This window comes from Streptomyces sp. NPDC057743, assembly GCF_042798755.1.
Lineage (GTDB): Bacteria > Actinomycetota > Actinomycetes > Streptomycetales > Streptomycetaceae > Streptomyces.
Genome location: NZ_JBHVJX010000047.1, coordinates 1 through 22,032 on the forward strand (window position 1 = coordinate 1; position 22,032 = coordinate 22,032).

Annotated in this window: 24 protein-coding genes; 9 read left to right on the plus strand and 15 right to left on the minus strand. The window is 70.1% G+C overall.

All coding sequences use genetic code 11. From position 1 onward, the window contains the following. The first annotated feature begins 174 nt into the window (after positions 1-174). Positions 175-537, plus strand: a complete 363-nt coding sequence (locus ACFVFQ_RS34030) for a cytidine deaminase (RefSeq protein ID WP_383423608.1) — start codon at positions 175-177, stop codon at positions 535-537. Between the two features lie 98 nt (positions 538-635). Next, the gene (gene era, locus ACFVFQ_RS34035) at positions 636-1,583 is read left to right on the plus strand and encodes a GTPase Era (protein WP_383423610.1); all 948 of its coding nucleotides are present in this window, start codon (positions 636-638) and stop codon (positions 1,581-1,583) included. A 543-nt stretch (positions 1,584-2,126) separates the two neighbouring features. Here the strand turns inward: era and ACFVFQ_RS34040 are convergent. Together ACFVFQ_RS34040 and ACFVFQ_RS34045 are read right to left on the minus strand one after the other, a co-directional pair. Then, complete coding sequence (locus ACFVFQ_RS34040) at positions 2,127-2,393, minus strand: protealysin inhibitor emfourin (protein WP_383423612.1); 267 nt, start codon at positions 2,391-2,393, stop codon at positions 2,127-2,129. A gap of 62 nt (positions 2,394-2,455) precedes the next feature. Then, positions 2,456-3,547, minus strand: coding sequence for a M4 family metallopeptidase (locus ACFVFQ_RS34045; protein WP_383423614.1), 1,092 nt, complete (start codon positions 3,545-3,547; stop codon positions 2,456-2,458). A 291-nt stretch (positions 3,548-3,838) separates the two neighbouring features. Between ACFVFQ_RS34045 and leuA the strand changes: the two genes are divergently transcribed. Together leuA and ACFVFQ_RS34055 are read left to right on the plus strand one after the other, a co-directional pair. Continuing rightward, entirely contained in the window at positions 3,839-5,596 is a 1,758-nt protein-coding gene (leuA, locus tag ACFVFQ_RS34050; RefSeq protein ID WP_383423616.1) for a 2-isopropylmalate synthase, read from the plus strand. Between the two features lie 238 nt (positions 5,597-5,834). After that, positions 5,835-6,554, plus strand: coding sequence for a TerB family tellurite resistance protein (locus ACFVFQ_RS34055; protein ID WP_383423618.1), 720 nt, complete (start codon positions 5,835-5,837; stop codon positions 6,552-6,554). Between the two features lie 148 nt (positions 6,555-6,702). On the opposite strand, the gene ACFVFQ_RS34060 is transcribed toward ACFVFQ_RS34055, so the two are convergent. The 8 genes from ACFVFQ_RS34060 to ACFVFQ_RS34095 all read right to left on the minus strand — a co-directional run bounded on the left by ACFVFQ_RS34060 (position 6,703) and on the right by ACFVFQ_RS34095 (position 13,557). Further along, positions 6,703-7,935, minus strand: a complete 1,233-nt coding sequence (locus tag ACFVFQ_RS34060; RefSeq protein ID WP_383423620.1) for a cytochrome P450 — start codon at positions 7,933-7,935, stop codon at positions 6,703-6,705. Continuing rightward, on the minus strand, positions 7,851-9,278 hold the full coding sequence (locus tag ACFVFQ_RS34065) for a cytochrome P450 (protein ID WP_383423622.1): 1,428 nt from the start codon (positions 9,276-9,278) through the stop codon (positions 7,851-7,853). Before ACFVFQ_RS34065 ends, ACFVFQ_RS34060 begins: the two co-directional genes overlap by 85 nt. Beyond that, positions 9,275-9,853: an ATP/GTP-binding protein gene (locus ACFVFQ_RS34070; RefSeq protein ID WP_383423624.1), complete on the minus strand. Its 579-nt coding sequence runs from the start codon at positions 9,851-9,853 to the stop codon at positions 9,275-9,277. The genes ACFVFQ_RS34065 and ACFVFQ_RS34070 overlap by 4 nt, the downstream gene beginning before the upstream one ends. Before the next feature lie 22 nt (positions 9,854-9,875). Beyond that, positions 9,876-10,238, minus strand: coding sequence for a DUF742 domain-containing protein (locus ACFVFQ_RS34075; protein ID WP_383423626.1), 363 nt, complete (start codon positions 10,236-10,238; stop codon positions 9,876-9,878). After that, a complete protein-coding gene (locus ACFVFQ_RS34080; protein WP_383423629.1) occupies positions 10,235-10,663 on the minus strand; it encodes a roadblock/LC7 domain-containing protein in 429 nt (142 codons plus the stop codon). The genes ACFVFQ_RS34075 and ACFVFQ_RS34080 overlap by 4 nt, the downstream gene beginning before the upstream one ends. Beyond that, positions 10,660-12,240: an ATP-binding protein gene (locus ACFVFQ_RS34085; RefSeq protein ID WP_383423632.1), complete on the minus strand. Its 1,581-nt coding sequence runs from the start codon at positions 12,238-12,240 to the stop codon at positions 10,660-10,662. Before ACFVFQ_RS34085 ends, ACFVFQ_RS34080 begins: the two co-directional genes overlap by 4 nt. Before the next feature lie 232 nt (positions 12,241-12,472). Further along, positions 12,473-12,742 (minus strand): DUF397 domain-containing protein, encoded by a 270-nt coding sequence (locus tag ACFVFQ_RS34090; RefSeq protein ID WP_383423634.1) that lies wholly within the window; start codon positions 12,740-12,742, stop codon positions 12,473-12,475. Then, the gene (locus ACFVFQ_RS34095) at positions 12,724-13,557 is read right to left on the minus strand and encodes a helix-turn-helix domain-containing protein (RefSeq protein ID WP_383423637.1); all 834 of its coding nucleotides are present in this window, start codon (positions 13,555-13,557) and stop codon (positions 12,724-12,726) included. The genes ACFVFQ_RS34090 and ACFVFQ_RS34095 overlap by 19 nt, the downstream gene beginning before the upstream one ends. Positions 13,558-13,676: 119 nt before the next feature. Between ACFVFQ_RS34095 and ACFVFQ_RS34100 the strand changes: the two genes are divergently transcribed. The 4 genes from ACFVFQ_RS34100 (at position 13,677) to ACFVFQ_RS34115 (ending at position 15,848) form a co-directional block, all read left to right on the plus strand. Beyond that, a complete protein-coding gene (locus ACFVFQ_RS34100; RefSeq protein ID WP_383423639.1) occupies positions 13,677-13,886 on the plus strand; it encodes a hypothetical protein in 210 nt (69 codons plus the stop codon). Further along, positions 13,883-14,116: a hypothetical protein gene (locus ACFVFQ_RS34105; RefSeq protein WP_383423641.1), complete on the plus strand. Its 234-nt coding sequence runs from the start codon at positions 13,883-13,885 to the stop codon at positions 14,114-14,116. Before ACFVFQ_RS34100 ends, ACFVFQ_RS34105 begins: the two co-directional genes overlap by 4 nt. Before the next feature lie 57 nt (positions 14,117-14,173). After that, on the plus strand, positions 14,174-14,920 hold the full coding sequence (gene recO / locus ACFVFQ_RS34110) for a DNA repair protein RecO (protein ID WP_383423643.1): 747 nt from the start codon (positions 14,174-14,176) through the stop codon (positions 14,918-14,920). A gap of 109 nt (positions 14,921-15,029) precedes the next feature. Next, positions 15,030-15,848 (plus strand): isoprenyl transferase, encoded by an 819-nt coding sequence (locus tag ACFVFQ_RS34115; RefSeq protein ID WP_383423645.1) that lies wholly within the window; start codon positions 15,030-15,032, stop codon positions 15,846-15,848. 74 nt (positions 15,849-15,922) lie between these two features. Here the strand turns inward: ACFVFQ_RS34115 and ACFVFQ_RS34120 are convergent, their stop codons facing one another. From ACFVFQ_RS34120 to ACFVFQ_RS34135, 4 genes are all read right to left on the minus strand, one after another. Beyond that, positions 15,923-16,354 (minus strand): Fur family transcriptional regulator, encoded by a 432-nt coding sequence (locus ACFVFQ_RS34120; RefSeq protein ID WP_383423646.1) that lies wholly within the window; start codon positions 16,352-16,354, stop codon positions 15,923-15,925. Positions 16,355-16,514: 160 nt separating this feature from the next. Then, positions 16,515-17,411: a metal ABC transporter permease gene (locus ACFVFQ_RS34125; protein ID WP_383423648.1), complete on the minus strand. Its 897-nt coding sequence runs from the start codon at positions 17,409-17,411 to the stop codon at positions 16,515-16,517. Continuing rightward, positions 17,411-18,235, minus strand: a complete 825-nt coding sequence (locus ACFVFQ_RS34130) for a metal ABC transporter ATP-binding protein (protein WP_383423650.1) — start codon at positions 18,233-18,235, stop codon at positions 17,411-17,413. Before ACFVFQ_RS34130 ends, ACFVFQ_RS34125 begins: the two co-directional genes overlap by 1 nt. A 73-nt stretch (positions 18,236-18,308) precedes the next feature. Further along, entirely contained in the window at positions 18,309-19,271 is a 963-nt protein-coding gene (locus tag ACFVFQ_RS34135; protein ID WP_383423652.1) for a metal ABC transporter substrate-binding protein, read from the minus strand. 220 nt (positions 19,272-19,491) lie between these two features. On the opposite strand from ACFVFQ_RS34135, the gene ACFVFQ_RS34140 reads away from it, so the two are divergent. Beyond that, the gene (locus tag ACFVFQ_RS34140) at positions 19,492-20,874 is read left to right on the plus strand and encodes a glycine--tRNA ligase (RefSeq protein ID WP_383423654.1); all 1,383 of its coding nucleotides are present in this window, start codon (positions 19,492-19,494) and stop codon (positions 20,872-20,874) included. 184 nt (positions 20,875-21,058) lie between these two features. Here the strand turns inward: ACFVFQ_RS34140 and ACFVFQ_RS34145 are convergent, their stop codons facing one another. Beyond that, a complete protein-coding gene (locus ACFVFQ_RS34145; RefSeq protein ID WP_383423656.1) occupies positions 21,059-21,643 on the minus strand; it encodes a TetR family transcriptional regulator in 585 nt (194 codons plus the stop codon). Positions 21,644-22,032: the final 389 nt, after the last annotated feature.

Here is a 22,032-nt window from a genome sequence, read left to right on the forward strand (position 1 = left end):
GACGTAAAGCGAAGCAGTCTGGCATACCGCCCCCGGAGGCCCGTCACCGCAGCCGACAGCCCCGCGCAGCGGATCAACGCCCGCGCCGCAGGCGCAAAAAACAACAGCACCCCGCACGGCGGGACAGCCAACTACGTGGGAAGCCAGCCAAGCGCAGCGCATACGCTGGGGCGCATGACCGACTCCGCACCGCTGGATCCCGAAGACCGCAAGATCATCACGCTCGCGCGTTCGGCGCGGGCCCGTAACGGCGTCCCGGAGGGTGCCGCCGTCCGCGACGAGACCGGCCGCACCTACGTCGCCGGCACCGTCGCGCTGGACTCCCTCAAGCTCAGCGCGCTCCAGACGGCAGTCGCGATGGCCGTCGCCAGCGGCGCCACGTCCCTGGAGGCCGCGGCCGTCGTCACCGACGCCGAGCAGGCCGCCGACGCCGACCGGGCGGCCGTCCGCGACCTCGGCGGTCCGGACACCCCGGTCCTGGTCGCCGCCCCCGACGGCACCCTGCGCGCCAGCACCCCGGCCGCCCCGTCGGCCTGACCGCACCCCGGGCGGGGCGCCGTACCGACGTGCCCCGCCCCGGCTCCCCCGTCGGACGGAGCGGCGGATGGTCGGAGCGACCGCGGGGATCGGGGAGAATGGGCGCCATGAGCGTTCGTACCGAGTCCACCGCCCCGCACCGCGCCGGCTTCGCCTGCTTCGTCGGCCGCCCCAACGCGGGCAAGTCCACCCTGACGAACGCTCTCGTCGGGACGAAGGTGGCGATCACCTCCAACCGCCCGCAGACCACCCGCCACACCGTCCGCGGCATCGTGCACCGCCCCGACGCCCAGCTCGTGCTGGTCGACACCCCGGGTCTGCACAAGCCGCGCACGCTGCTCGGCGAGCGGCTCAACGACGTGGTCCGCACGACCTGGTCCGAGGTCGACGTGATCGGCTTCTGCCTCCCGGCCGACCAGAAGATCGGCCCCGGCGACCGCTACATCGCCACCGAGCTGGCCGACATCAAGAAGACGCCCAAGGTCGCCATCGTCACCAAGACCGACCTGGTCGACTCCAAGGCGTTGGCCACCCAGCTCCTCGCCATCGACCAGCTCGGCAAGGAACTCGGCATCGAGTGGGCCGAGATCATTCCGGTGTCGGCCGTCGGCGACAAGCAGGTCTCGCTCCTCGCCGACCTCCTCGTCCCGCTGCTCCCCGAGGGCCCGGCCCTCTACCCGGAGGGCGACCTGACCGACGAGCCGGAGCAGGTGATGGTCGCCGAGCTGATCCGCGAGGCGGCGCTGGAGGGCGTCCGCGACGAGCTGCCGCACTCGATCGCCGTCGTCGTCGAGGAGATGCTGCCCCGCGACGACCGCCCCGCCGACAAGCCGCTGCTGGACATCCACGCCAACGTCTACATCGAGCGCCCCAGCCAGAAGGGGATCATCATCGGCCCCAAGGGCAAGCGGTTGAAGGAGGTCGGCACGAAGTCCCGCAAGCACATTGAGGCGTTGCTCGGGACGCCGGTCTTCCTCGACCTTCACGTGAAGGTCGCCAAGGACTGGCAGCGGGACCCTAAGCAGCTTCGCAAGCTGGGTTTTTAGGCTTCCCACGTTGTTGGGTTTCCCGCCGTGAGGGGTGTTGTTGTTTGCGCCTTGCGGCGCGGGCTTGTTGTCCGCTGCGCGGGGCTTTTGGGGTGCGGTGACGGGCCTCCGGGGCAGGGTGTTCGGACTGCTTCGCTTTACGTCCGAACACCCTGCCCCTCCGGCCCGTCCCCTCCCGTGGGGGGTGGGTGAAAACGGTGGGTGCCACGTCCGCCCGGTGGGCCAACTCGGGCCGCTGGGTTGAGTGGTGACCGTCAGCGGACGGGCGGCCCCAGCCACACCAGGCAACGGCCGTCAGGGGACCACAAGGATCAGCCCCCACCCAGGGAAAACCACCCTCCCACGGGAGGTGACGGGTCGGAGGGGGCGGTATGCCAGACGTAGAGCGAAGCAGTCTGGCATGCCGCCCCCGGAGGCCCGTCACCGCAGCCGACAGCCCCGCGCAGCGGATCAACGCCCGCGCCGCAGGCGCAAAAAACAACAGCACCCCGCACGGCGGGAAAGCCAACAACGTGGGCGTGAAGCCACGAACGTGGAAGGGCGCTACGCGCCTTCCTTCAGCAGGCGAGTGACCAACTCGCGCTGCGCCTCGGTGAGATCGGGATCCGCGCAGTACGCCGTCTTGCCGTCGACGGTGAGGGCGTAGCGGAAGCCGTCGGGGACGCCGGTCGGGGGCGTGGCGTGCGCGGTGGCCATCGCCTGGTCGGCGAGGGCGTGCCATTCGGTGGCGTCGGGGCGGTCGGTCGTGTCGACCTCGGCGCGTCGCTCGATGGCGGCGAAGCCGCCACTGCGGCGGATGTGGATGTGCATGGGGGAGTCCTACCCGTTGGGGCGGGAGTAGTCGTGTGTCACCCCCGCCCCCCCCGGAGGGGTTACTTACCGGTGACGCCCACCGTCGACCATGCCTTGACCACGGCCTCGTGCTCCGCGCCCGAGCCGCCGTAACGGGTCTGCGCGGCCTGGACGGTGAGGTTGGCGAAGTCGGCGAACTGGGCGTTCTTGGCCAGGTGGCCGCCGGTGAGGACGTCGTACCAGATCTGGCCGGCGCGCTCCCACGCCTTGCCGCCCAGCGCGCTGGCGACGAGGTAGAAGGCGTGGTTGGGGATGCCGGAGTTGAGGTGGACGCCGCCGTTGTCGTCGGCGGTCTGGACGTAGCCGGCCATCGTGGCGGGCTGCGGGTCCTTGCCCAGGTGCGGGTCGTCGTAGGCGGTGCCGGGGGCCTTCATGGAGCGCAGGGCCTTGCCGTGCACGCCGGCGGCGAGCAGGTCGGCGCCGATCAGCCAGTCGGCCTGGTCGGCGGTCTGTTTGAGGGCGTACTGCTTGATGAGGGAGCCGAAGACGTCGGAGAGGGACTCGTTGAGGGCGCCGGACTGACCCTGGTAGTCGAGGGCGGCGGTGTACTGCGTGACGCCGTGGGTGAGTTCGTGGCCGATGACGTCGACGGGGATGGTGAAGTCCTTGAAGAGGGTGCCGTCGCCGTCGCCGAAGACCATCCGCTGGCCGTCCCAGAAGGCGTTGTCGTACTTCTCGCCGTAGTGGACGGTGGCGTCGAGCGGGAGGCCGGCGCCGTCGATGGACTTGCGGCCGTACGCCTTGAGGTAGAACTCGAAGGTCGCGCCGAGGCCGGCCTGTGCGCGGTTGACGGAGGCGTCCTTGGCGGGGCCGTCGGTCTCGGCGTGGACCTTGGTGCCGGGGAGGTTCTGCTGGTGACCGGCGTCGTAGATGGTGCGGTTGGGCTTGTCGGCGTCGGCCCGGGCCTCGCCCGGGGCGATGAGTTGGGCGGTCAGGTCGTTGCGCCGGGTGCGGTGGAGGGCGTCGTGCTCCAGGGTGCGGCGGGCGGGCTCGTGGTGGGCCGGGTCGTCGGACTCGGACAGCTTGCCGAGGATGTGCGGCGGGATGATCGAGCAGAAGACGGGCGAGGCGGGGGCCAGTGCGGTGCGCTGCTGGGTCACGGATTCCTTCATAGGAAAACGGTGGCATTGCGTAATGCGTCTGTCACTGGCAGCGGCCGAAGTTCCCGAAAACGTGTGGTTGGTCGCATTTTCGCCGCTGTGTCCCGGCGGTCCCGCATACTGATACGCGACTGCGGTTCCCCCGCGCCTCCGCTAACGTGCTGTGCATCATGCGTTTCGGGCTGCTTCTCCTTAGCTGCCGCGGCGAGGGCCTGTAGTCGTAGGCCGACCCCCTCCCCGCGGGATCTGGTGCTGCGTTCGACCGTCGGCCGTCCAATGGATCTCCCCGAGGAGCCCTACGCAATGTCGCAGCCCGTCGGCCGCCGCACCCCGATCACCAACGCCACCCACACGCAGGCCCCTTCCGGCATGCCGGTCCACAAGTACCGCCCGTTCGAGGCCGTGCAACTGGCCGACCGCAGCTGGCCGGAGCAGCGGATCACCAAGGCGCCCCGTTGGCTCTCCACCGATCTGCGCGACGGCAACCAGGCGCTGATCGACCCGATGTCGCCGGCCCGCAAGCGCGAGATGTTCGACCTGCTGGTACGCATGGGCTACAAGGAGATCGAGGTCGGTTTCCCGTCGTCCGGCGAGACCGACTTCGCGTTCGTGCGGTCGATCATCGAGGACGGCGCCATCCCGGAGGACGTGACGATCTCCGTGCTGACGCAGGCCAGGGAAGAGCTGATCGAGCGGACCGTGGAGTCGCTGCGCGGGGCGCCCCGGGCCACCGTGCACCTCTACAACGCCACCGCCCCCACCTTCCGCCGGGTCGTCTTCCGCGGCTCGAAGGAGCAGGTCAAGCAGATCGCGGTGGACGGCACCCGGCTGGTGGTGGAGTACGCCGAGAAGCTGCTGGGTGACGAGACCGTCTTCGGCTACCAGTACAGCCCGGAGATCTTCACCGACACCGAGCTGGACTTCGCGCTGGAGGTCTGCGAGGGCGTGATGGACGTCTGGCAGCCCGAGGAGGGCCGCGAGATCATCCTCAACCTGCCGGCCACCGTGGAGCGTTCGACGCCCAGCACGCACGCCGACCGGTTCGAGTGGATGAGTCGGAATCTGAGCCGGCGGGAGTTCGTGTGTCTGTCGACGCATCCGCACAATGACCGCGGTACGGCGGTGGCCGCGGCCGAGCTGGCCGTGATGGCCGGGGCGGACCGCGTCGAGGGCTGCCTGTTCGGGCAGGGCGAGCGCACCGGCAACGTCGACCTGGTCACCCTGGGCATGAACCTCTTCTCCCAGGGCGTCGACCCGCAGATCGACTTCTCGCAGATCGACGAGATCCGTCGCACCAGCGAGTACTGCAACCAGATGGAGGTCCACCCGCGCCACCCCTACGCGGGCGACCTGGTCTACACCGCCTTCTCCGGCTCCCACCAGGACGCCATCAAGAAGGGGTTCGACGCGATGGAGGCCGACGCGGCCGCCCAGGGCAAGACCGTCGACGACATCGAGTGGGCGGTGCCGTACCTGCCGATCGACCCCAAGGACGTCGGCCGCTCCTACGAGGCGGTCATCCGGGTCAACTCGCAGTCCGGCAAGGGCGGTATCGCCTACGTCCTGAAGAACGACCACAAACTGGACCTGCCGCGCCGGATGCAGATCGAGTTCTCCCGGATCATCCAGGAGAAGACCGACGCCCAGGGCGGCGAGGTCACCCCGAAGGACATCTGGGACACCTTCCAGGACGAGTACCTGCCCAACCCGCTGAACCCGTGGGGCCGCATCCAGCTCAAGGCCGGCCAGACCACCACCGACAAGGACGGCGTGGACACCCTCACCGTCGAGGCCGAGATGGACGGCGTGGAGACCGTGCTGGTGGGGTCGGGCAACGGTCCGATCTCCGCGTTCTTCCACGCGCTCCAGGGCCTGGGCATCGACGCCCGCCTGCTGGACTACCAGGAGCACACCATGAGCGAGGGCGCCTCCGCGCAGGCCGCCTCGTACATCGAGTGCGCCATCGACGGCAAGGTGCTGTGGGGCATCGGCATCGACGCCAACACCACCCGCGCCTCCCTGAAGGCCGTGGTCTCGGCCGTCAACCGCGCGGCGCGCTAAGCCACTTCGCGTCGCCTCTCTTCACCCGGCCCCGCCGCTCCCGCCCGGAGCGGCGGGGCCGTCCCGCGTGCCCGGCCTCCCGTACCCATCGCGTACACCTCGCGTTCGCATCCGCGCCGGTATTCCGGCCAGCTGTCCGGCCGTTGTCCGATACGGGGTGCTGACGCCGCATCACCGATGTGGCTAACATCACGTAACGAACGGCAAAGAGGCCGCGGCATGGCGGAGGGCTGACGTGATGCGCAACGTATGTGTGGTGGGGGTGCGCACCTCGTGGCGGACCGTTGCCGACGGTGAGTTCTTCTGTCCCGACTGCGGCGGCGACCGCAACTACCTCCGCCGCACCGGCCGGCGCCGCCTGCTCGTCCTCGGCGTCCCCGTCCTCGGCCGCGGCGCCGCCGGCCCGATCCTCGAATGCGTCGCCTGCCAGGGCCACTTCGGGCTGGACGCGCTCGACCACCCGACCACCGTACGGCTCTCGGCGATGCTCCGGGACGCCGTCCACACCCTGACTCTGGCGCTGTTGGCGGCCGGCGGCACGGCCTCCCGCACGGCCCGGGACGCCGCGGTCGCCACGGTCCGCGCGGCCGGCTCCGCCGACTGCACCGAGGACCACCTGCTGACCCTGCTCGCCGCGCTCGCCGCCGACACCGGCCGGATGACCGGCACCTACGAGGCGGTCACCGGCGGCCACTGCGCACACCGCGGGCTCGACCCCTGCGGCACCGCGCTGGCCATAGAGCTCCACGAGGCGCTGGAGCCGCTGGCGCCCCATCTCGCCCCCGCCGGGCGGGAGTCGCTGCTCCTCCAGGGCGCCCGGATCGCGCTCGCCGACGGCCCGTGCAGCCCCGCCGAGCGCGAGGTGCTGAGCACCGCCGGCGATGCGCTCACGCTCCGCCCGCGGGACGTGGACCGCCTGGTGGCCGCGGCGGCGCGGACGCCGCGGTATCCCGGCTGAGCGGGAGACGCCCGCCTACGGGCCCGTTGAACCGTTGACGCCCCGCGCCGCCGCCGGCTACGAGCCGGGGCGACGCGGGGCGTCAACGGTTCAACGGGCACCGGGCGGACTACAACCGCCCTGTAGGGCGGGCCCGATCAGGGGCGCCTCACGGCCTCAACCGCACCGGCAGGCTCGCCAGCCCGCCCGCGATGAAGCCGCCCGCCGGGGTCAACTCCTCGGCGGGGACGGCCAGTTGCATGTCCGGGAAGCGCGCGAAGAGGGCCGGGAGGGCGGTGCGGGCCTCCAGGCGGGCCAGCGGGGCACCGATGCAGTGGTGCACCCCGTGGCCGAACGCCAGGTGCTCCTGGTCGGTGCGGGTCAGGTCGAACGCGTCGGCGTCGGCACCGTGTTGCGCGGCGTCCCGGCCGGCCGCCGCGTACATCGCCAGGATCGCCTCGCCCTTGCGGATCACCTCGCCGTGCGGCAGCTCGATGTCCTCGACCGCGAACCGCAGCGGCAGGCTCGCGATGGACGGCGTCCAGCGCAGCGTCTCCTCGATGACGTCGTTCCAGGACGCCTCGCCGTCGCGCACCAGCTTCAGTTGGTCGGGGTGGGTCAGCAGCGCGTACACCGCGTTGCCCAGCAGGTCGACGGTGGTCTCGTGGCCGGCGCCGATGACCAGCAGCAGGGTGTCGAGGAGCTCCTGCTCGGTCATCGCCTGGCCCTCGTCGTCGCGGGCCGCGACCAGCGAGCTGGTCAGGTCCTCGGCGGGCTCGGCGCGCTTGGCGGCCACCAGGGAGCCGAGCAGCTTGTTGACCGCCACCCAGGTCGCGGTGGCCTGCTCCGGCGTGGCCGTGGTGTCCATGATCTCGGCGATGACGCGGGCGAGTTCGGCCCGCGGCTCGCCCTCGGGGTAGCCGAACAGCTCGCAGATCACCTGCATCGGCAGCGGGAGGTTGAAGGACTGCCGCAGGTCCACGACCTCGCCGGCGGGGCGCGCCGCCAACCCGTCCAACAGGTCCTCGGTGATCCGCTCCACCCGGGGCAGCATGGCGTCGGTGCGGCGCGCGGTGAACGCCGGGGCGATCAGCTTCCGCAGCCGGCGGTGGTCGGCTCCGTAGGCGGTGAACATGTTCGTCACGCCTATCCACGACTGGAGCCAACTGCCGCGGATCTCCTCGCGCTGCCACTCCGGCCAGTGGTCGCGCGGGTTCTTGGAGACCCGGTCGTCGGTGAGGAGTTGTTTGAGCAGGGCGTGACCGGTGACGCCCCAGGCTCTGATGCCGCCGGGAAGCTCGATCCGGGCGGCCGGGCCTAGCGCGCGGAGGCGTTCTCCTTCGCCGTGGATGTCGGTTCCGGCGGGGTCGATGACGAAGCTCTGCTCTCGCTGTTGTGCCATGGCGTGGCTCCTGCCTGATCCGGGGTGATGGGGGTGAAACGGGCCGGGAGGGCGGCCAGGGCCCGGTGGAAGGCCCCGTTGCGCCACGTCAACTCGTCCGGGGTGCCGACGAGTTCGATGTCCGAGAGCCAGGCGGTGAGCCGCTCGATCGCGGTGACCGCGATCAGCAGCGCATGCCGCTTGACCGGGCAGGCGTGCGGACCGGCCGCCCAGGACAGGTGGGATCCGCTGCCCGACCCCGGCCCGTGCGTGGCCGTGGTGTCGAACTGGCTGTTGGCCGCCGCGTAGGAGACCATCACCAACTGGCCGGCGCGCACCCAGGTGCCGTGGAAGAAGACGTCCCGGACCGGGAAGTGCGCGGAGTAGTTGGTCAGCGGCGGGTCGTTCCACAGCACCTCGTTGATGGCGTCGTGCACGGTCAGTGCGCCACCGGAGACGGTGTTGTAGTAACGGTCGTCGGAGAGCATCCGGGCGAGCGCGTTGCCGATCAGGTTGGCCAGCGGCTCGTTGCCGGCGCCCATCACGAGGATGATTTGGTGGATCAGTTCCTCGTCGCTCAGGCCGTTGGGATGGTCCATGAACCACGAGGTGAGGTCCGGTCCGCGCTCGGCCTTCTTCGCGCCGACCAGCTCCATGATGTACTGCGTGTACGCCTCGTTGGCGGCGTTCGCCTCCTCCGGCGAATTGCCCTCCAGCATCCCCGCGATGGCCGCGATCAGCCGGTCGCTGTAGGAATCGGGCAGCCCGAAGAGGGAGTTGAACATCAGAAGCGGGATCAGCCGCGCGTACTCCGCGATCAGGTCCGCCTCGCCGCGGTCGCCGAAGCGCCGGATCAGGGTGTCCGCGGCGTGGTGCACCCGGGCCCGCAGCTCGTGCGGTTCGACGAGCTTGAAGCTGTCGACGATGACGTCGCGGTAGCGGACGTGCGCCGGGCCGTCGGCGTAGAAGACGTTCGGCCGCCAGTGCAGCATCGGCATGACCGGCGAGTCCGCCGGGACGGTCTGCATCCAGGCCCGGGAGTCCTTGGACCAGGTCGCGTCGTCGTTGAGCAGCTCCAGCGCCGCCCGGTAGTCGGTCACCAGCAGCGCGGGCACCTCGGGTGCGATCTCCACCGGCGCCACCGCCCCGAACTGCCGCAGCCGCGCGTAGACGCTGTGCGGGTCGGCGGCGAACTCCGGCCCGTACAGCTTCACCGGCGCGTACGGGTCCGGTTGGGCCGGGGCCTGCGGTGGCATCCCGTGTGCCGGGCAGCCCGGCGGGGGCGCCGCGGCCTCCGATGGCGAAAAGCCCTGCCCGGGGCGGGACGGCGGCTGGGCGGCGCCCGGCTGGTGCGGGGAAGTCACGGGTTCGGGGTCTCCTCGGGCGTGTGGGCCAGGACGTGGCGGACCAACTCGATGAGTGCGTCTACGGATTGGTCCCGGTCGCGGGCGTCGCACAGCACCAACGGGGTGTCGGGGTGCAGGTCGAGCGCGTCGCGGAGGCTGTCCACGTCGTACTGCGGGGCGTCGGGGAAGGTGTTGACCGCGACCGCGTAGCGCAGCCCGGCCTCCTCGATGATGTCCATCACCTCGAACGAGTCCGCCAGCCGGCGGGTGTCGGCGAGGACCAGGGCCCCCAGCGCACCGCGGGCGATGTCCTGCCACAGCGGGCGGAACCGCTTCTGCCCGGGCGTGCCGAACAGGTACAGCACGAGGTCCCCGGGCAGCGTCAGCCGCCCGAAGTCGATGGCGACGGTGGTGGTGGTCTTCTCCCGCACGCCGGCGAGGTCGTCGACCAGCGCGCCGGACTGCGTCATCACCTCTTCGGTGTGCAGCGGCGGGGTCTCCGAGAGCGCGCGGATCAGGGTGGTCTTGCCGACCCCGAACGGACCGGCGACCAACAGCTTCACCAGCGTCTGGTCCGTGCCGGAGAGGTACATGCGGTCGGTCCCGGCGCCGGCGCTAGGACTTGAGAGAGCGGAGTCCATCGAGAACCCTCTCCAGGATCTGTCGGTCGAATTGCTCGGCTTCGGGTATGGGGACGCGGGCGTGCAGGCGCCCGGCGTCGACGAGGTCGGCCACCAGCACCTTCACCACGCTCACGGGCAGGTGAAGGTGGGCGGCCACCTCGGCCAGAGTCAGCGCGCCGGGCTGGAGAAGCTCCAGAATCCGGTGCTCTTCGGGGCGTACCTCACTGGTGATCGGCATGTCCACGCCGACCAGCACGGTCAGCCGGTCCAACGTGTTGCGGCTCGGACGAGCGCGTCCGCCGGTCGCCAGATAGGCCGGTACGAGACGTCGTCCGCTGCTCTGGCGCGGTGTCATGCCGGGCTACCGAGGTCCCGAGCCGGGCTGTTCATGACCTTCTTGCCCAGGGTCGTCACCTGGATCTGCATGTGGTGCGCGACGACGCCCATGTTCACCTCCGGATCGGCGAAAACGGCCAGGCAGGTGTTCTCCCCCGCCGGGATCGCGAAAACGAAACCTTCCTCGGACTCGATCACCGTCTGCCGCAGCCGCGCGTCGTCCTTCTCGGCGAACGCCGCGGTCACCGCGCGCCCGGCCCCCTGGAGCGCCGACATCATCGCCGCGACGCCCTCCGCGGCCTCCCGCGACAGGCCCGGCGAGGCCCCCTCGATGAAGCCGTCGCCGGAGATGACGGCGGCGTGGACGACATGCGGCAGCTCCAACAGGGGAGCCAGCACCCAGGACTTGTCCTCGGTGACACGGCGACGGGTGGGGCTGTTCATGACTGGGCGTTCCCTTCGGGACTGCGCGGGTAGTCGGACTGCGGGAAGTCTGACGACTGCTGGTAGTCGTGCGACTGCGGGAAGTCTGCCTGTGCGGGCTCGGGTTGGGACGCGGCCGCCCGGCCGGACTCGGTGCCGCGCTGGAGCGCCGCCCAGCGGGACCCGGTCTCCTCCGGGGAACGCAGGTTGAGGGTGTCCGAACGCTCCTCGGGCTGCTCGGACTGCGGCCGGCGCCGGCGCCGACGCGGCAACTCGCCCTCGGCGCGCGGCTGCTCGGCCTGCTCGGGCCCGGACGGCAGCGGCTGCGCGGCCGGCTGCTCGGCCACCGGCGGGGCCGGCTGGGCGGGCTCAGCGGGCTGCTGGGCCACCGGCGCGGGCTGCGCGAGCGGCGTGGCCCCCGCGGGCGTGGCCGGCGCGCCCGCACCGGTCGGCATCGCGGACGGCGCCGACACCCGGTCCCGCGGACCGCCCGGCGCGCGGTGCGGCATCGGCGCCATCACCGACATCGGACGCGCGCCCTCGTCGAGGACGGTCAGCAGCGGATCGCCCGGTATGTAGACCACGGCTCGGACCCCTCCGTACGGCGACGGCTCCACGTGCACCCCGAACCCGTACTGCCGCACCAACTGGCCGGCAGCGGCGAATCCGGACCGCGGCGGGTCGCCGAGCTGCGTCAGCAGCAGGTCGTCGTTGCTGGCCAGCAGCTCCATCGCGTGCTTGAGCTCGTCGTCGTGCATGCCGACGCCGTAGTCGTCGATGATCACCGACGCGCCGCGGTTGCCCTGCTGGAGCGTGACGGTGACCGGCAGTTCGCGGTGCGAGTGGTGCAGCGCGTTCGCCAGCAGCTCGGTGACGGTGATGGCGATCGGCTCGACGGCGCGCGCCACCACCGCGATCGGGTCCCGGAGTTGGTTGCTGATCTGCACCCGCTCGTAGCCGCGCAGCCGCGACGAGGCGCCGACCACCAGCTCCGAGAGGTAGGAGTCCTCGCGGGTCAGGCCCGGCCAGGCGCCACAGACCACGCCGGTGGCCTGCACGCGGCGCAGCGCCTGCTCGTTGAGGAAGTCCGCGTCCAACAGGTCCTGGGCGATCTGCGGGTCGTCGTACTTGTGCTGCATCGTCTGCAGCGCGGTCTGCACCTGGTACAGCAGCGCCTGGATGGTGGTGGTCGCGCCGCGCAGCGTGGACTGCGCCGCCGCGTCGACCCGGGTGCGCTCCTTGGTGATCGCCTCCCGGACCTGCTCCAGCACGGCGCCCAGCGCCTTGTCGGTCTCCGACCCGGCGAATCGTTTGTCCGAAAGTCCGCGCACCGGCACGTGCGGATGCGCCAACGCCAGCGTCAGATCGGGCAGCCGAGCCTCGGCCAGGTGCCGGATCTCCACCTCGGTGGCCCGGAGTCTGGCGGTCAACTCCGTGTTGTTGTGCAGCGTGGCGCTGCTGTGTTCCTCGGCGGCGCTCAGTCGGGTCCTGAGCCCGGCGCGCTCCTTGTGTACGCGGAGCAGCAGCGCCGCCAGCACCACGGCGGCGGCCGTTCCTGCGCCAAGGCACCACAACAGCGCCTGCGGTATGGATGTCATCGAGATCCTCGTTCGGGGGCTTACGGGGATGTCTCGGTCGCCACGGCTGCCGTGCCGCCGAACCTCACCGGATGCTACCTGCCGCTAGACACGCCGTGAGGGGTCCTTGACGTGCGGGGACGGAGAAGTACCGAAGGTCACGTTAGCCGTTGATGACCTCTCAGTAACGTGATGTGGCCCCGTCGTCCGGAATGGACGGCGGGGCCGCGGGGGTGTTGCGGGTGAAATACGGTCAGGCTGTCGTGAATCGGCCGCCGTTGAGCGCACCGATGAACGAAGTCCAGCCATCGGCCGGGAAGACCAGTGCCGGACCGTGCGGGTCCTTACTGTCACGGACGGGGACGAGGCCGGGGAGGTCGTCGGAGACCTCGATGCAATTTCCGCCGTCGCCGTTGCTGTGACTGCTTTTACGCCAGCGGGCGACCTCGACGCAGCTGCCGCCTTCACCGTTGCTGTAGCTGCTCTTGAACCATTCGGCTGTGCTCAAGTCGTACTCGCGCATCGTCGGAAGCCCTCCGCCGCCGACTCGATCAGTGCCAAGGATGCTGCGGGCGGCAACGCAGCGAGCCTAATCAGATCGTAGGCGCGTTGGACGCGCTTCACCACCGCCGGGTCGTCCAGCAGCATCCCGGCAAACGACGTCTCTGTATAGGCAGTTGGTGGGGCGTCTGCGAACTCCATGAGCGTGAGCATGCCGCCCATCGACGGGTACGCGCCCACCGAATACGGGATCACCGTCACCATGCCTGTCCGGTCCCGCATGAGCTTTGCGGTGTGCTCTAGCTGATCGGCCATGGTGGCTGGTCCGCCAACCGCCGTGCGGATCGTGTTCTCGTGCAGGACCGCCCAATACTCGGGTGGGGTCTCACGGTTGAAGATGTCTGCTCGCTCTATCCGGGCCGACACCCGCTCTTCAACGTAGTTGTCGCTGACGAACGGGTTGGCGGTGACGGTGACGGCTCGCGCGTACGCGGGAGTCTGCAGCAAGCCAGGAATGACCGTGGGCGCGAACTCGCAGATGGAGGTCGCCTGCGCCTCCAGCTCCACGACCCGCGCGAAGTAATCCGCATACCGCTGATCATCAATCAGCTTGCGCCACGTGCGCTCGAAAAAACCGTCGGTTTGTAGAACCTGGTCGATGCGGATCGCCACATCGAGTTGCGGGCGGCGGATCGCCTGCTCGAACTGGCCGATATAGCCGCCGGATACGAAGACCTTCTCTCCTAACATGTCCTGTGTCAGGCCGGCGTTCTCCCGGTGGCGTTTGAGTTCCGCTCCCCAGTACTCCCAGAGTACCTGGCGTGAGGCGTTGGCCATGGTTAACTTCCTTTCCCTGCCCGGCAGTTGCAGCGCTCGCCTGCTTGCCCAGGCTAGCCCCGCGCCGGCACGCTTTCGCTGCGAACGGTGAAAAAGACTCGACGCGGAAAGCGGTGACGATGGGGAAAGAACTGACCGAAGTGGAAAGCGCGCTCACGGAATTGCGCGAGGCTTTGGCCCGGGCTGGCATCATTTTGCCGTCGCTCGGCCTCGACCCGGTTTCGTACGCGCACCGCACCATGCCGCCCCTGGTGGAATTGGGGCGCTGCAATAGCGACACCGCCCGTCGCCTGGCCGAGGTGCTGGCCAAGGTGGCGGGGGAGCGGTGAGGGCGGCGGTGGTGGTCCCGGCGTTCGGCGCGTACGTCGTGGACGTCCAAGGCGGGCGGCTCGGGCAGGTCGTGGGGCGGTCGGGGGCCGGCCTCCGGCTGCGGCCGGTCGGGGGCGGGCGGGAGTGGGACTGCGCCCCCGAGGTGATCCGGTGCGCCACCGTCGCCGAGCGGCTACGGGCGGACACCGCGTACGCCAACGCCCGCAGCCGCGGGGAGCGGGCCTGGTGAACGTCCCGCGCCCGGGCCGCGGGACGGGCGGGGCCGGTGGTGCGCGAGAATGGCCGTATGACTCTGTTCCGCGACGACGGCATCGTGCTGCGCACCCAGAAGCTGGGTGAGGCGGACCGGATCATCACCCTGCTCACCCGCGGCAACGGCCGGGTGCGGGCGGTGGCGCGGGGCGTGCGGCGGACGAAGTCGAAGTTCGGCGCCCGGTTGGAGCCGTTCTCCCACGTGGACGTGCAGTTCTTCGCGCGCGGCGGGGAGCTGATCGGGCGCGGGCTGCCGCTGTGCACGCAGAGCGAGACGATCGCCGCGTACGGTGGCGCGATCGTCACCGACTACGCCCGTTACACGGCCGGCACGGCCATGTTGGAGACCGCGGAACGGTTCACCGACCACGAGGGCGAGCCGGCCGTCCAGCAGTATCTGCTGCTGGTCGGCGGGTTGCGGACGCTGGCCAACGGGGCGCACGCCCCGCACCTGGTGCTGGACGCGTTCCTGCTGCGCTCGCTGGCGGTGAACGGTTATGCGCCGAGTTTCGACTCCTGTGCGCGGTGCGGAATGCCCGGTCCGAACCGGTTCTTCTCGGTGGCGTCGGGCGGGGTGGTGTGCGGTGACTGCCGGGTGCCCGGAAGCGTCGTACCCTCCTCTGAGGCCATCGGGCTCCTGGGCGCGCTGCTGACCGGCGACTGGGAGACCGCGGACGCCTGTGAGGCGCGGCACGTCCGGGAGGGCAGCGGCCTTGTCGCGGCGTATCTGCACTGGCACTTGGAGCGCGGTCTGCGGTCCCTCCGCTACGTGGAGAAATAGCGGGGGGACGGGCCCGGTCCGGGGCCGCCCGTCCGGCCGCAATGGCACGGCACCCGCCGGAACAACCGACAACACCGTCCATCGATATTGCATAGGAGACGTGGGGCGCATGGCAGTACGCGGGATTCTGGGGCGCAACCGACGTGAATACCAGACGCCCGAGCCGCACCCGTCAGGTGCGCGTCCGCCGAAGATCCCCGGCGAGCTGGTGCCGAACCACGTCGCGGTCGTGATGGACGGCAATGGGCGGTGGGCCAAGGAGCGCGGACTGCCGCGCACCGAGGGCCACAAGGTTGGTGAGGGCGTCGTGATGGACGTTCTCAAGGGCTGCATCGAAATGGGCGTGAAGAACCTCTCGCTCTACGCCTTCTCCACCGAGAACTGGAAGCGATCGCCGGACGAGGTCCGCTTCCTGATGAATTTCAACCGGGACGTCATCCGCCGGCGCCGGGACGAAATGGATGCGCTGGGTATCCGTATCCGCTGGGTCGGCCGGATGCCGAAGCTGTGGAAGTCCGTCGTTCAGGAACTCCAGGTCGCCCAGGAGCAGACCAAGAACAACGACGCCATGACGCTGTACTTCTGCGTGAATTACGGCGGTCGGGCGGAGATCGCGGACGCCGCGGCGGCCATCGCGGCGGACGTGCGGGCCGGGAAGCTGGACCCGTCCAAGGTCAACGAGAAGACCGTGGCGAAGTACATGTACTACCCGGACATGCCCGATGTGGACCTGTTCGTCCGGCCGTCCGGTGAGCAGCGCACCTCGAACTACCTGATCTGGCAGAGCGCTTACGCGGAGATGGTGTTCCAGGACATCCTTTGGCCGGATTTCGATCGCCGGAACCTGTGGGAGGCGTGCCTGGAGTACGCCAAGCGCGACCGCCGGTTCGGTGCGGCGCCGCTGGAGTCGGGCGAGACGGCCACCTAAAGGCCGCTTGCACCACGGCGAACGGGCCGCCTCCCCGGTGTGGGGAGGCGGCCCGTTGTACGTCGTCAGGCGCCCTAGCCGTTCGCCGCGTCCTTCTTGGCGGCGCACTCCCCACAGGTGCCGAAGATCTCGACGGTGTGCGCCACATCGCGGAAGCCGTGCTCGGCCGCGATCTGGTCCGCCCACTTCTCCACCGCCGGGCCCTCGACCTCGACGGCCTTGCCGCAGCCGCGGCACACCAGGTGGTGGTGATGGTCGTCGCTGCTGCACCGGCGGTAGACGGCCTCGCCGTCGCTGGTGCGCAGCACGTCCACCTCGCCGGCGTCGGCGAGGGACTGCAGCGTCCGGTAGACGGTGGTCAACCCGACCGAGTCGCCCCGGTGCTTGAGCATGTCGTGAAGCTCCTGCGCGCTGCGGAACTCGTTGACCTCGTCGAGTGCGGCCGAAACCGCGGTGCGCTGCCGCGTCGACCGGCCGCGGACCGGAGAACCCGCGCTCGTCGCCACCGTTGCCTCCCTAGGACGTCAGGACTTCTCCCGCGCATGCGTGTGGCCATTGTGCCAGGTGATGACCGGGAGCCAGGTGCGGTGCTTACCGCTCCCTCCTCCGCATCCCGCTGGATTCCTTAGCCGGGCTCGTCCCACACCGCGGTGCCCGCGCCGCCCGTCACACCCGGACGTCGTCCTCGACGGGGGTGCTGCCGCCCGATACCTCCAGGGTGCACCCCTTACCGTCCGTCGTGCCGGCCCGCGCGCGCTTTCTGGCCAGCGGGGTGGCCAGCGCCGTGAAGCCCACGAACAGCACGATGGCGAAGAGCACGATGGTCGCGCCGGACGGCACGTCGACGTAGTACGAGGCGGTGGTGCCGGTCAGCGTCACCACCACGCCGATCCCGACCGCGGTGGCGAAGGTCGCCGCGAAGCTGCGGCTGAGCTGCTGGGCGGCCGCGACCGGGATCACCATCAGCGCGCTGACCAGCAGCAGGCCGACGACCCGCATGGCGACCGTGACGGTGACCGCGGCGGTCACCGCGATCAGCAGGTTCAGCAGCCGCACCGGCAGGCCGGTGACCCGGGCGAACTCCTCGTCCTGGCAGACCGCGAAGAGCTGGCGACGCAGCCCGAGCGTGATCGCCAGCACCAGGGCGGCCAGCACATAGATCGTGATCATGTCCTGGGGCGAGACGGTGGTGATCGAACCGAAGAGGTAGGTCCCCAAGTTGGCGCTGGAGCCCGCGTCGGAGAGGTTCATCAGCATCACGCCGCCCGCCATGCCGCCGTAGAACAGCATGGCCAGCGCCAGATCGCCGCGGGTCTTGCCGTACCAGCGGATCAGTTCCATCACCACCGAGCCGACCACGGCGACCACGGTGGCCATCCAGATCGGGCTGGTGTTGAGCAGGAAGCCGAGGCCGACGCCGGTCAGCGCGACATGGCCGATGCCGTCGCCCATCAGGGCCTGGCGGCGCTGGACGAGGTAGATGCCGATGGCGGGGGCGGTGATCCCGACGATCAGGGCGGCGATCAACGCCCGTTGCATGAAGGCGTAGTTGAGGATTTCCATCAGCTCAGCAGCCCCGTTCGGAGCGGTTCGGCCGACGCGTCGGCGTGCGGGTGGACATGGTCGTGGCCGGGCAGGGCGTGCTGGCCGACGGCCTCCGGCGGCGGGCCGTCGTGGACGACGCAGCCGTCCCGCAGCACCACCGCGCGGTCGATCAGCGGCTCCAGCGGCCCCAGTTCGTGCAGGACGAGCAGGACCGTGGCGCCGCGGGCGACCTGCTCGCGCAGCGCGGCGGCCAGCACCTCCTGGCTCGCCAGATCCACGCCGGCCATCGGCTCGTCCATGATCAGCAGATCGGGTTCACCCGCCAGCGCCCGGGCGATCAGCACCCGTTGGTGCTGACCTCCCGACAGTGCGTTGACGGAGTCCTTGATCCGGTCGGCCATCCCGACCAGTTCCAACGCGCGGTGCACCGCCGCCCGGTCCGCCTTGCGCAGCAGACCCAGCCTGGTGCGGGCCAGCCGGCCGGCGGTGACCACCTCGCGGACGGTCGCCGGCACCCCGCCGGCCGCCGTGGTGCGCTGCGGCACGTAGCCGATCCGCGCCCAGTTGCGGAAGCGGCGGAACGGCGTGCCGAAGAGCGCCAGTTCACCGCCGGTCAGCGGGACCTGCCCGATGACCGAGCGGACCGCGGTGGACTTCCCGGACCCGTTGGCGCCGAGCAGCGCGACGACCTCGCCGGCCCGCACGGTCAGGTCGACGCCGCGCAGCACCGGGCGGGAGCCCAGCGACGCTCTCGCGCCGCGCAGCTCGATGACCGTCGACGGCTGCGGGTCCGACGACTCCTCGGCCGTCGCCGCTATGACGGCCTGGCCGGTGTCCTTCATCTGCTGACCTCCGTCGTGCGGTGCGTCGTGGCGGGCGGGGTGTGCCGGGTGGGCACGGGGTGCGCGGGGCGGGTCACTTGGTGCCGAGCGCCTTCTGGAGCGCGGCGAGGTTGGCGCGTTGCACGGAGAAGTAGTCCTTGCCGCGGGACTTGTCGGTGATGCCCTCCAGCGGGTCCAGCACATCGGTCTTCAGGTGCAGGTCGCCGGCGAGGGTCTTGGCGGTGGCCGGGTTGGCCAGCGTCTCGAAGAAGACCGTGGAGACGTGGTGGGACTGCGCCAGGGTGTGCAGTTCCTTGATCCGGTTGGCGCTGGGCTCGGACTCCGGGTCCAGGCCGCTGATCGCCTCCTCGACCAGGCCGTAGCGCTCGGCGAGGTAGCCGAAGGCCGCGTGCGTGGTGATGAAGGTGTCCGAGGCCCGGTTCTTCAGGCCGTCCTTGAACTCGGTGTTCAGCGCGTCCAGCTTCTTCACCAGCTCATCGGTGTTCTTCTGGTAGGCGGCCTTGTTCTTCGGATCGGCCTGCCCGAACGTCTTGTTGACGCCCTTGGCGACCTCGGCGAACTTCACCGGGTCCAGCCAGACGTGCGGGTCCTGGCCGGGCTCGGCCTCCGAGTGCGAGCTGTTGTCGCCGGTGGTGTGGTGGTGCCCGTCGACCTCGGTGCCGTGCGCCTCCATGCTGGTCAGCTCCGCCGCGTCGGCGATGTGCTTGACCCCGGACTGCTTGACCGAGTCGTCCACGGCGGGCTGGAGCCCCTTGAGGTAGACGATCGCGCCGGACTCGTCGAGCTGCGCGGTCTGCTTGGCGGTCAGCGTCAGGTCGTGCGGCTCCACGCCCGGCTTGGTGAGGTTGGACACCTCCACGTGGGAGCCGCCGATCTGCTCCGCGAGGAACTGCAGCGGATAGAACGACGCCGTCACCTTCAGCTTGCCGTCGTCGGAGCGCCCGGAGGCGGTGGGGGAGCAGGCGGAGAGGGTCACGAGACCGAGGACCGCTGCTCCGGCGACGGCCGCGGTGGATATTCGAGGGCGCACGTTCATGAATGCCATTTTCAACAAACATGGAAATGATTGTCAACAAAGTGCGTGCCAGGTCACAGGCCGAACAGAACCGGCCGGAAGCGATCCGTTATCGATTTGGTCCGGGGGGTACGCCCGCCGCTACCCTGAACTATTCGCTCGCGCGATCCCTGAGCAGCACCCTTCGTCGAGGCGCACCGCGCCCCTGTCCACCGTCCGACGTCGTACTGAAGAGAGCACCGTGGCCGCCGACAAGATCGATACCATCGTCAGCCTGAGCAAGCGCCGTGGCTTCGTCTACCCCTGCAGCGAGATCTACGGCGGCTCCCGCGCTGCCTGGGACTACGGTCCCCTCGGCGTCGAGCTCAAGGAGAACATCAAGCGCCAGTGGTGGCGCGCCATGGTCACCTCCCGCGAGGACGTCGTCGGCCTCGACTCCTCGGTGATCCTGGCCCCCGAGGTGTGGCAGGCGTCCGGCCACGTCGCCACCTTCACCGACCCGCTCACCGAGTGCACCTCCTGCCACAAGCGCTTCCGCGCCGACCACCTGGAGGAGGCGTACGAGGCGAAGCACGGCCGCCTCCCCGAGAACGGCCTCGCCGACGTCAACTGCCCGCACTGCGGCAACAAGGGCGGCTTCACCGAGCCCAAGCAGTTCTCCGGTCTGCTCTCCACCCACCTCGGCCCCTCGCAGGACACCGCCTCCGTCGCGTACCTGCGCCCCGAGACCGCCCAGGGCATCTTCACCAACTTCGCGCAGGTCCAGCAGACCTCCCGGAAGAAGCCGCCGTTCGGCATCGCCCAGATGGGCAAGTCGTTCCGGAACGAGATCACGCCGGGCAACTTCATCTTCCGCACCCGCGAGTTCGAGCAGATGGAGATGGAGTTCTTCGTCAAGCCGGGCGAGGACGAGCAGTGGCACGAGTACTGGATGGAGCAGCGCTGGAACTGGTACCGCGACCTCGGTCTCCGCGAGGAGAACGTCCGCTGGTACGAGCACCCCAAGGAGAAGCTCTCCCACTACTCCAAGCGCACCGCTGACATCGAGTACCGCTTCCAGTTCGGCGGCTCGGAGTGGGGCGAGCTGGAGGGCGTCGCCAACCGCACCGACTACGACCTCTCCTCGCACGCCAAGGCGTCCGGCCAGGACCTCTCCTACTTCGACCAGGAGGCCGGCGAGCGCTACACCCCGTTCGTCATCGAGCCGGCGGCCGGTGTCGGCCGCACCATGCTCGCCTTCATGCTCGACGCCTACACCGAGGACGAGGCGCCCAACGCCAAGGGCAAGTTGGAGAAGCGCACGGTGCTGCGCCTCGACCCGCGCCTGTCGCCGGTGAAGGTCGCGGTCCTCCCGCTCTCCCGCAACCCGCAGCTCTCCCCGAAGGCCAAGGGGCTGGCGACGGACCTCCGCAAGTTCTGGAACATCGAGTTCGACGACGCCGGCGCCATCGGCCGCCGCTACCGTCGCCAGGACGAGATCGGCACCCCGTTCTGCGTCACCGTCGACTTCGACACCCTCGACGACAACGCGGTCACGGTGCGCGAGCGCGACACGATGAAGCAGGAGCGGGTCGGCCTGGACCAGATCCAGTCCTACCTGGGCTCGCGACTGCTGGGTTGCTGAGCCGCCTGACGGCGGGGTGGCCGCCGAGTCCGCCTGACGGCGGGGTGGTCGCCGACGGTGGTGCGGGTCACGGTCGTTGGGCCGTGGCCCGGGCCGTCTCCTAGGGCAATGTGAACGCCGGCCGGTTCCCGAGGAATTCGGGAGCCGGCCGGCGTTCGCGTACCGGGGCGGCCGCCGTTCTGAACTACTGCTGCCGCAGGCCGCGGAGTACCAGGTCCCGCACCACCTCGAAGTCCGTGGTGATCTCCGGACGGGACCACTCCTCGGCGTAACAGGGGTCGTGGAACCGGCCGGTGGCGGCGAAGACGGCGTGCGCGGTGGTGGCCGGCGGGTCGGCGCGGAAGGCGCCCTCCGTGACGCCCGCCTCGATGATCGCGGCCAGTTGCCCCTCAAGATCACTGACGTGCCGGTCGACGACGCCACCGCTCTCCCCGATCAACGCCATGTACGTGGCGAAGAGTTCGGGATCATCACCGGCCTTGTGCCGCTTGGCCTGGAACAGCGTCGCCAACCAGCGGCCCAGCCGCTCCTCGGCGGGCCCGTCCTCCTCGACGATGGCCGCCAACTCCCGGCTCGTACGGTCCAGCCAACGCGCCGTGACCGCCTCCCGCAGCGCCGTCTTCGTACGGAAGTGGCGGTACACGCTGCCGTGGCTCACGCCCAGCGCCCGCGCGACGTCGACGACGGTGGCCTTCGCCGGCCCGTAGCGGCGCAGCACCTCCTCGGTGGCTTCGAGGATCCGCTCGGGCGTCAACGTCTCGGGGGGCATGGGAAGCGGTGGCCTTTCACGAATGCGGTGCTCTTCTTATGTACGGACCGTACCGTGAGCCTGCGGCTGGCTGCGCCCCACGTACTTGGCTTTCCCGCCGTGCGGGTTGCTGTTGTTTCGCCTTGCGGCGCGGGCGTTGTGTCCGCTGCGCGGGGCTGTCGGGTGCGGTGACGGGCCTCCGGGGGCGGTATGCCAGACTGCTTCGCTTTACGTCTGGCATACCGCCCCCTCCGACCCGTCCCCTCCCGTTGGGGGGTGGTTTTCTGTGGGTGGGGGCTGGTCCTTGTGGTCCCCTGACGGCCGTTGCCTGGTGTGGCTGGGGTAGCCCGTCCTCGTACGGTCGCCGCCGGGTCGCTGGGGCCGCCCGTCTTCTGGCGGTCACCACGCAG

What these genes read in the sequence shown, in the direction of transcription:
- ACFVFQ_RS34030 (WP_383423608.1), top strand. Translation starts at nt 175, where the DNA reads ATGACCGACTCCGCACCGCTGGATCCCGAAGACCGCAAGATCATCACG.
- era (WP_383423610.1), top strand. Translation starts at nt 636, where the DNA reads ATGGGCGCCATGAGCGTTCGTACCGAGTCCACCGCCCCGCACCGCGCC.
- ACFVFQ_RS34040 (WP_383423612.1), bottom strand. Translation starts at nt 2,393, where the DNA reads ATGCACATCCACATCCGCCGCAGTGGCGGCTTCGCCGCCATCGAGCGA.
- ACFVFQ_RS34045 (WP_383423614.1), bottom strand. Translation starts at nt 3,547, where the DNA reads ATGAAGGAATCCGTGACCCAGCAGCGCACCGCACTGGCCCCCGCCTCG.
- leuA (WP_383423616.1), top strand. Translation starts at nt 3,839, where the DNA reads ATGTCGCAGCCCGTCGGCCGCCGCACCCCGATCACCAACGCCACCCAC.
- ACFVFQ_RS34055 (WP_383423618.1), top strand. Translation starts at nt 5,835, where the DNA reads ATGCGCAACGTATGTGTGGTGGGGGTGCGCACCTCGTGGCGGACCGTT.
- ACFVFQ_RS34060 (WP_383423620.1), bottom strand. Translation starts at nt 7,935, where the DNA reads ATGGCACAACAGCGAGAGCAGAGCTTCGTCATCGACCCCGCCGGAACC.
- ACFVFQ_RS34070 (WP_383423624.1), bottom strand. Translation starts at nt 9,853, where the DNA reads ATGTACCTCTCCGGCACGGACCAGACGCTGGTGAAGCTGTTGGTCGCC.
- ACFVFQ_RS34075 (WP_383423626.1), bottom strand. Translation starts at nt 10,238, where the DNA reads ATGACACCGCGCCAGAGCAGCGGACGACGTCTCGTACCGGCCTATCTG.
- ACFVFQ_RS34080 (WP_383423629.1), bottom strand. Translation starts at nt 10,663, where the DNA reads ATGAACAGCCCCACCCGTCGCCGTGTCACCGAGGACAAGTCCTGGGTG.
- ACFVFQ_RS34085 (WP_383423632.1), bottom strand. Translation starts at nt 12,240, where the DNA reads ATGACATCCATACCGCAGGCGCTGTTGTGGTGCCTTGGCGCAGGAACG.
- ACFVFQ_RS34090 (WP_383423634.1), bottom strand. Translation starts at nt 12,742, where the DNA reads ATGCGCGAGTACGACTTGAGCACAGCCGAATGGTTCAAGAGCAGCTAC.
- ACFVFQ_RS34095 (WP_383423637.1), bottom strand. Translation starts at nt 13,557, where the DNA reads ATGGCCAACGCCTCACGCCAGGTACTCTGGGAGTACTGGGGAGCGGAA.
- ACFVFQ_RS34100 (WP_383423639.1), top strand. Translation starts at nt 13,677, where the DNA reads ATGGGGAAAGAACTGACCGAAGTGGAAAGCGCGCTCACGGAATTGCGC.
- recO (WP_383423643.1), top strand. Translation starts at nt 14,174, where the DNA reads ATGACTCTGTTCCGCGACGACGGCATCGTGCTGCGCACCCAGAAGCTG.
- ACFVFQ_RS34115 (WP_383423645.1), top strand. Translation starts at nt 15,030, where the DNA reads ATGGCAGTACGCGGGATTCTGGGGCGCAACCGACGTGAATACCAGACG.
- ACFVFQ_RS34125 (WP_383423648.1), bottom strand. Translation starts at nt 17,411, where the DNA reads ATGGAAATCCTCAACTACGCCTTCATGCAACGGGCGTTGATCGCCGCC.
- ACFVFQ_RS34130 (WP_383423650.1), bottom strand. Translation starts at nt 18,235, where the DNA reads ATGAAGGACACCGGCCAGGCCGTCATAGCGGCGACGGCCGAGGAGTCG.
- ACFVFQ_RS34135 (WP_383423652.1), bottom strand. Translation starts at nt 19,271, where the DNA reads ATGAACGTGCGCCCTCGAATATCCACCGCGGCCGTCGCCGGAGCAGCG.
- ACFVFQ_RS34145 (WP_383423656.1), bottom strand. Translation starts at nt 21,643, where the DNA reads ATGCCCCCCGAGACGTTGACGCCCGAGCGGATCCTCGAAGCCACCGAG.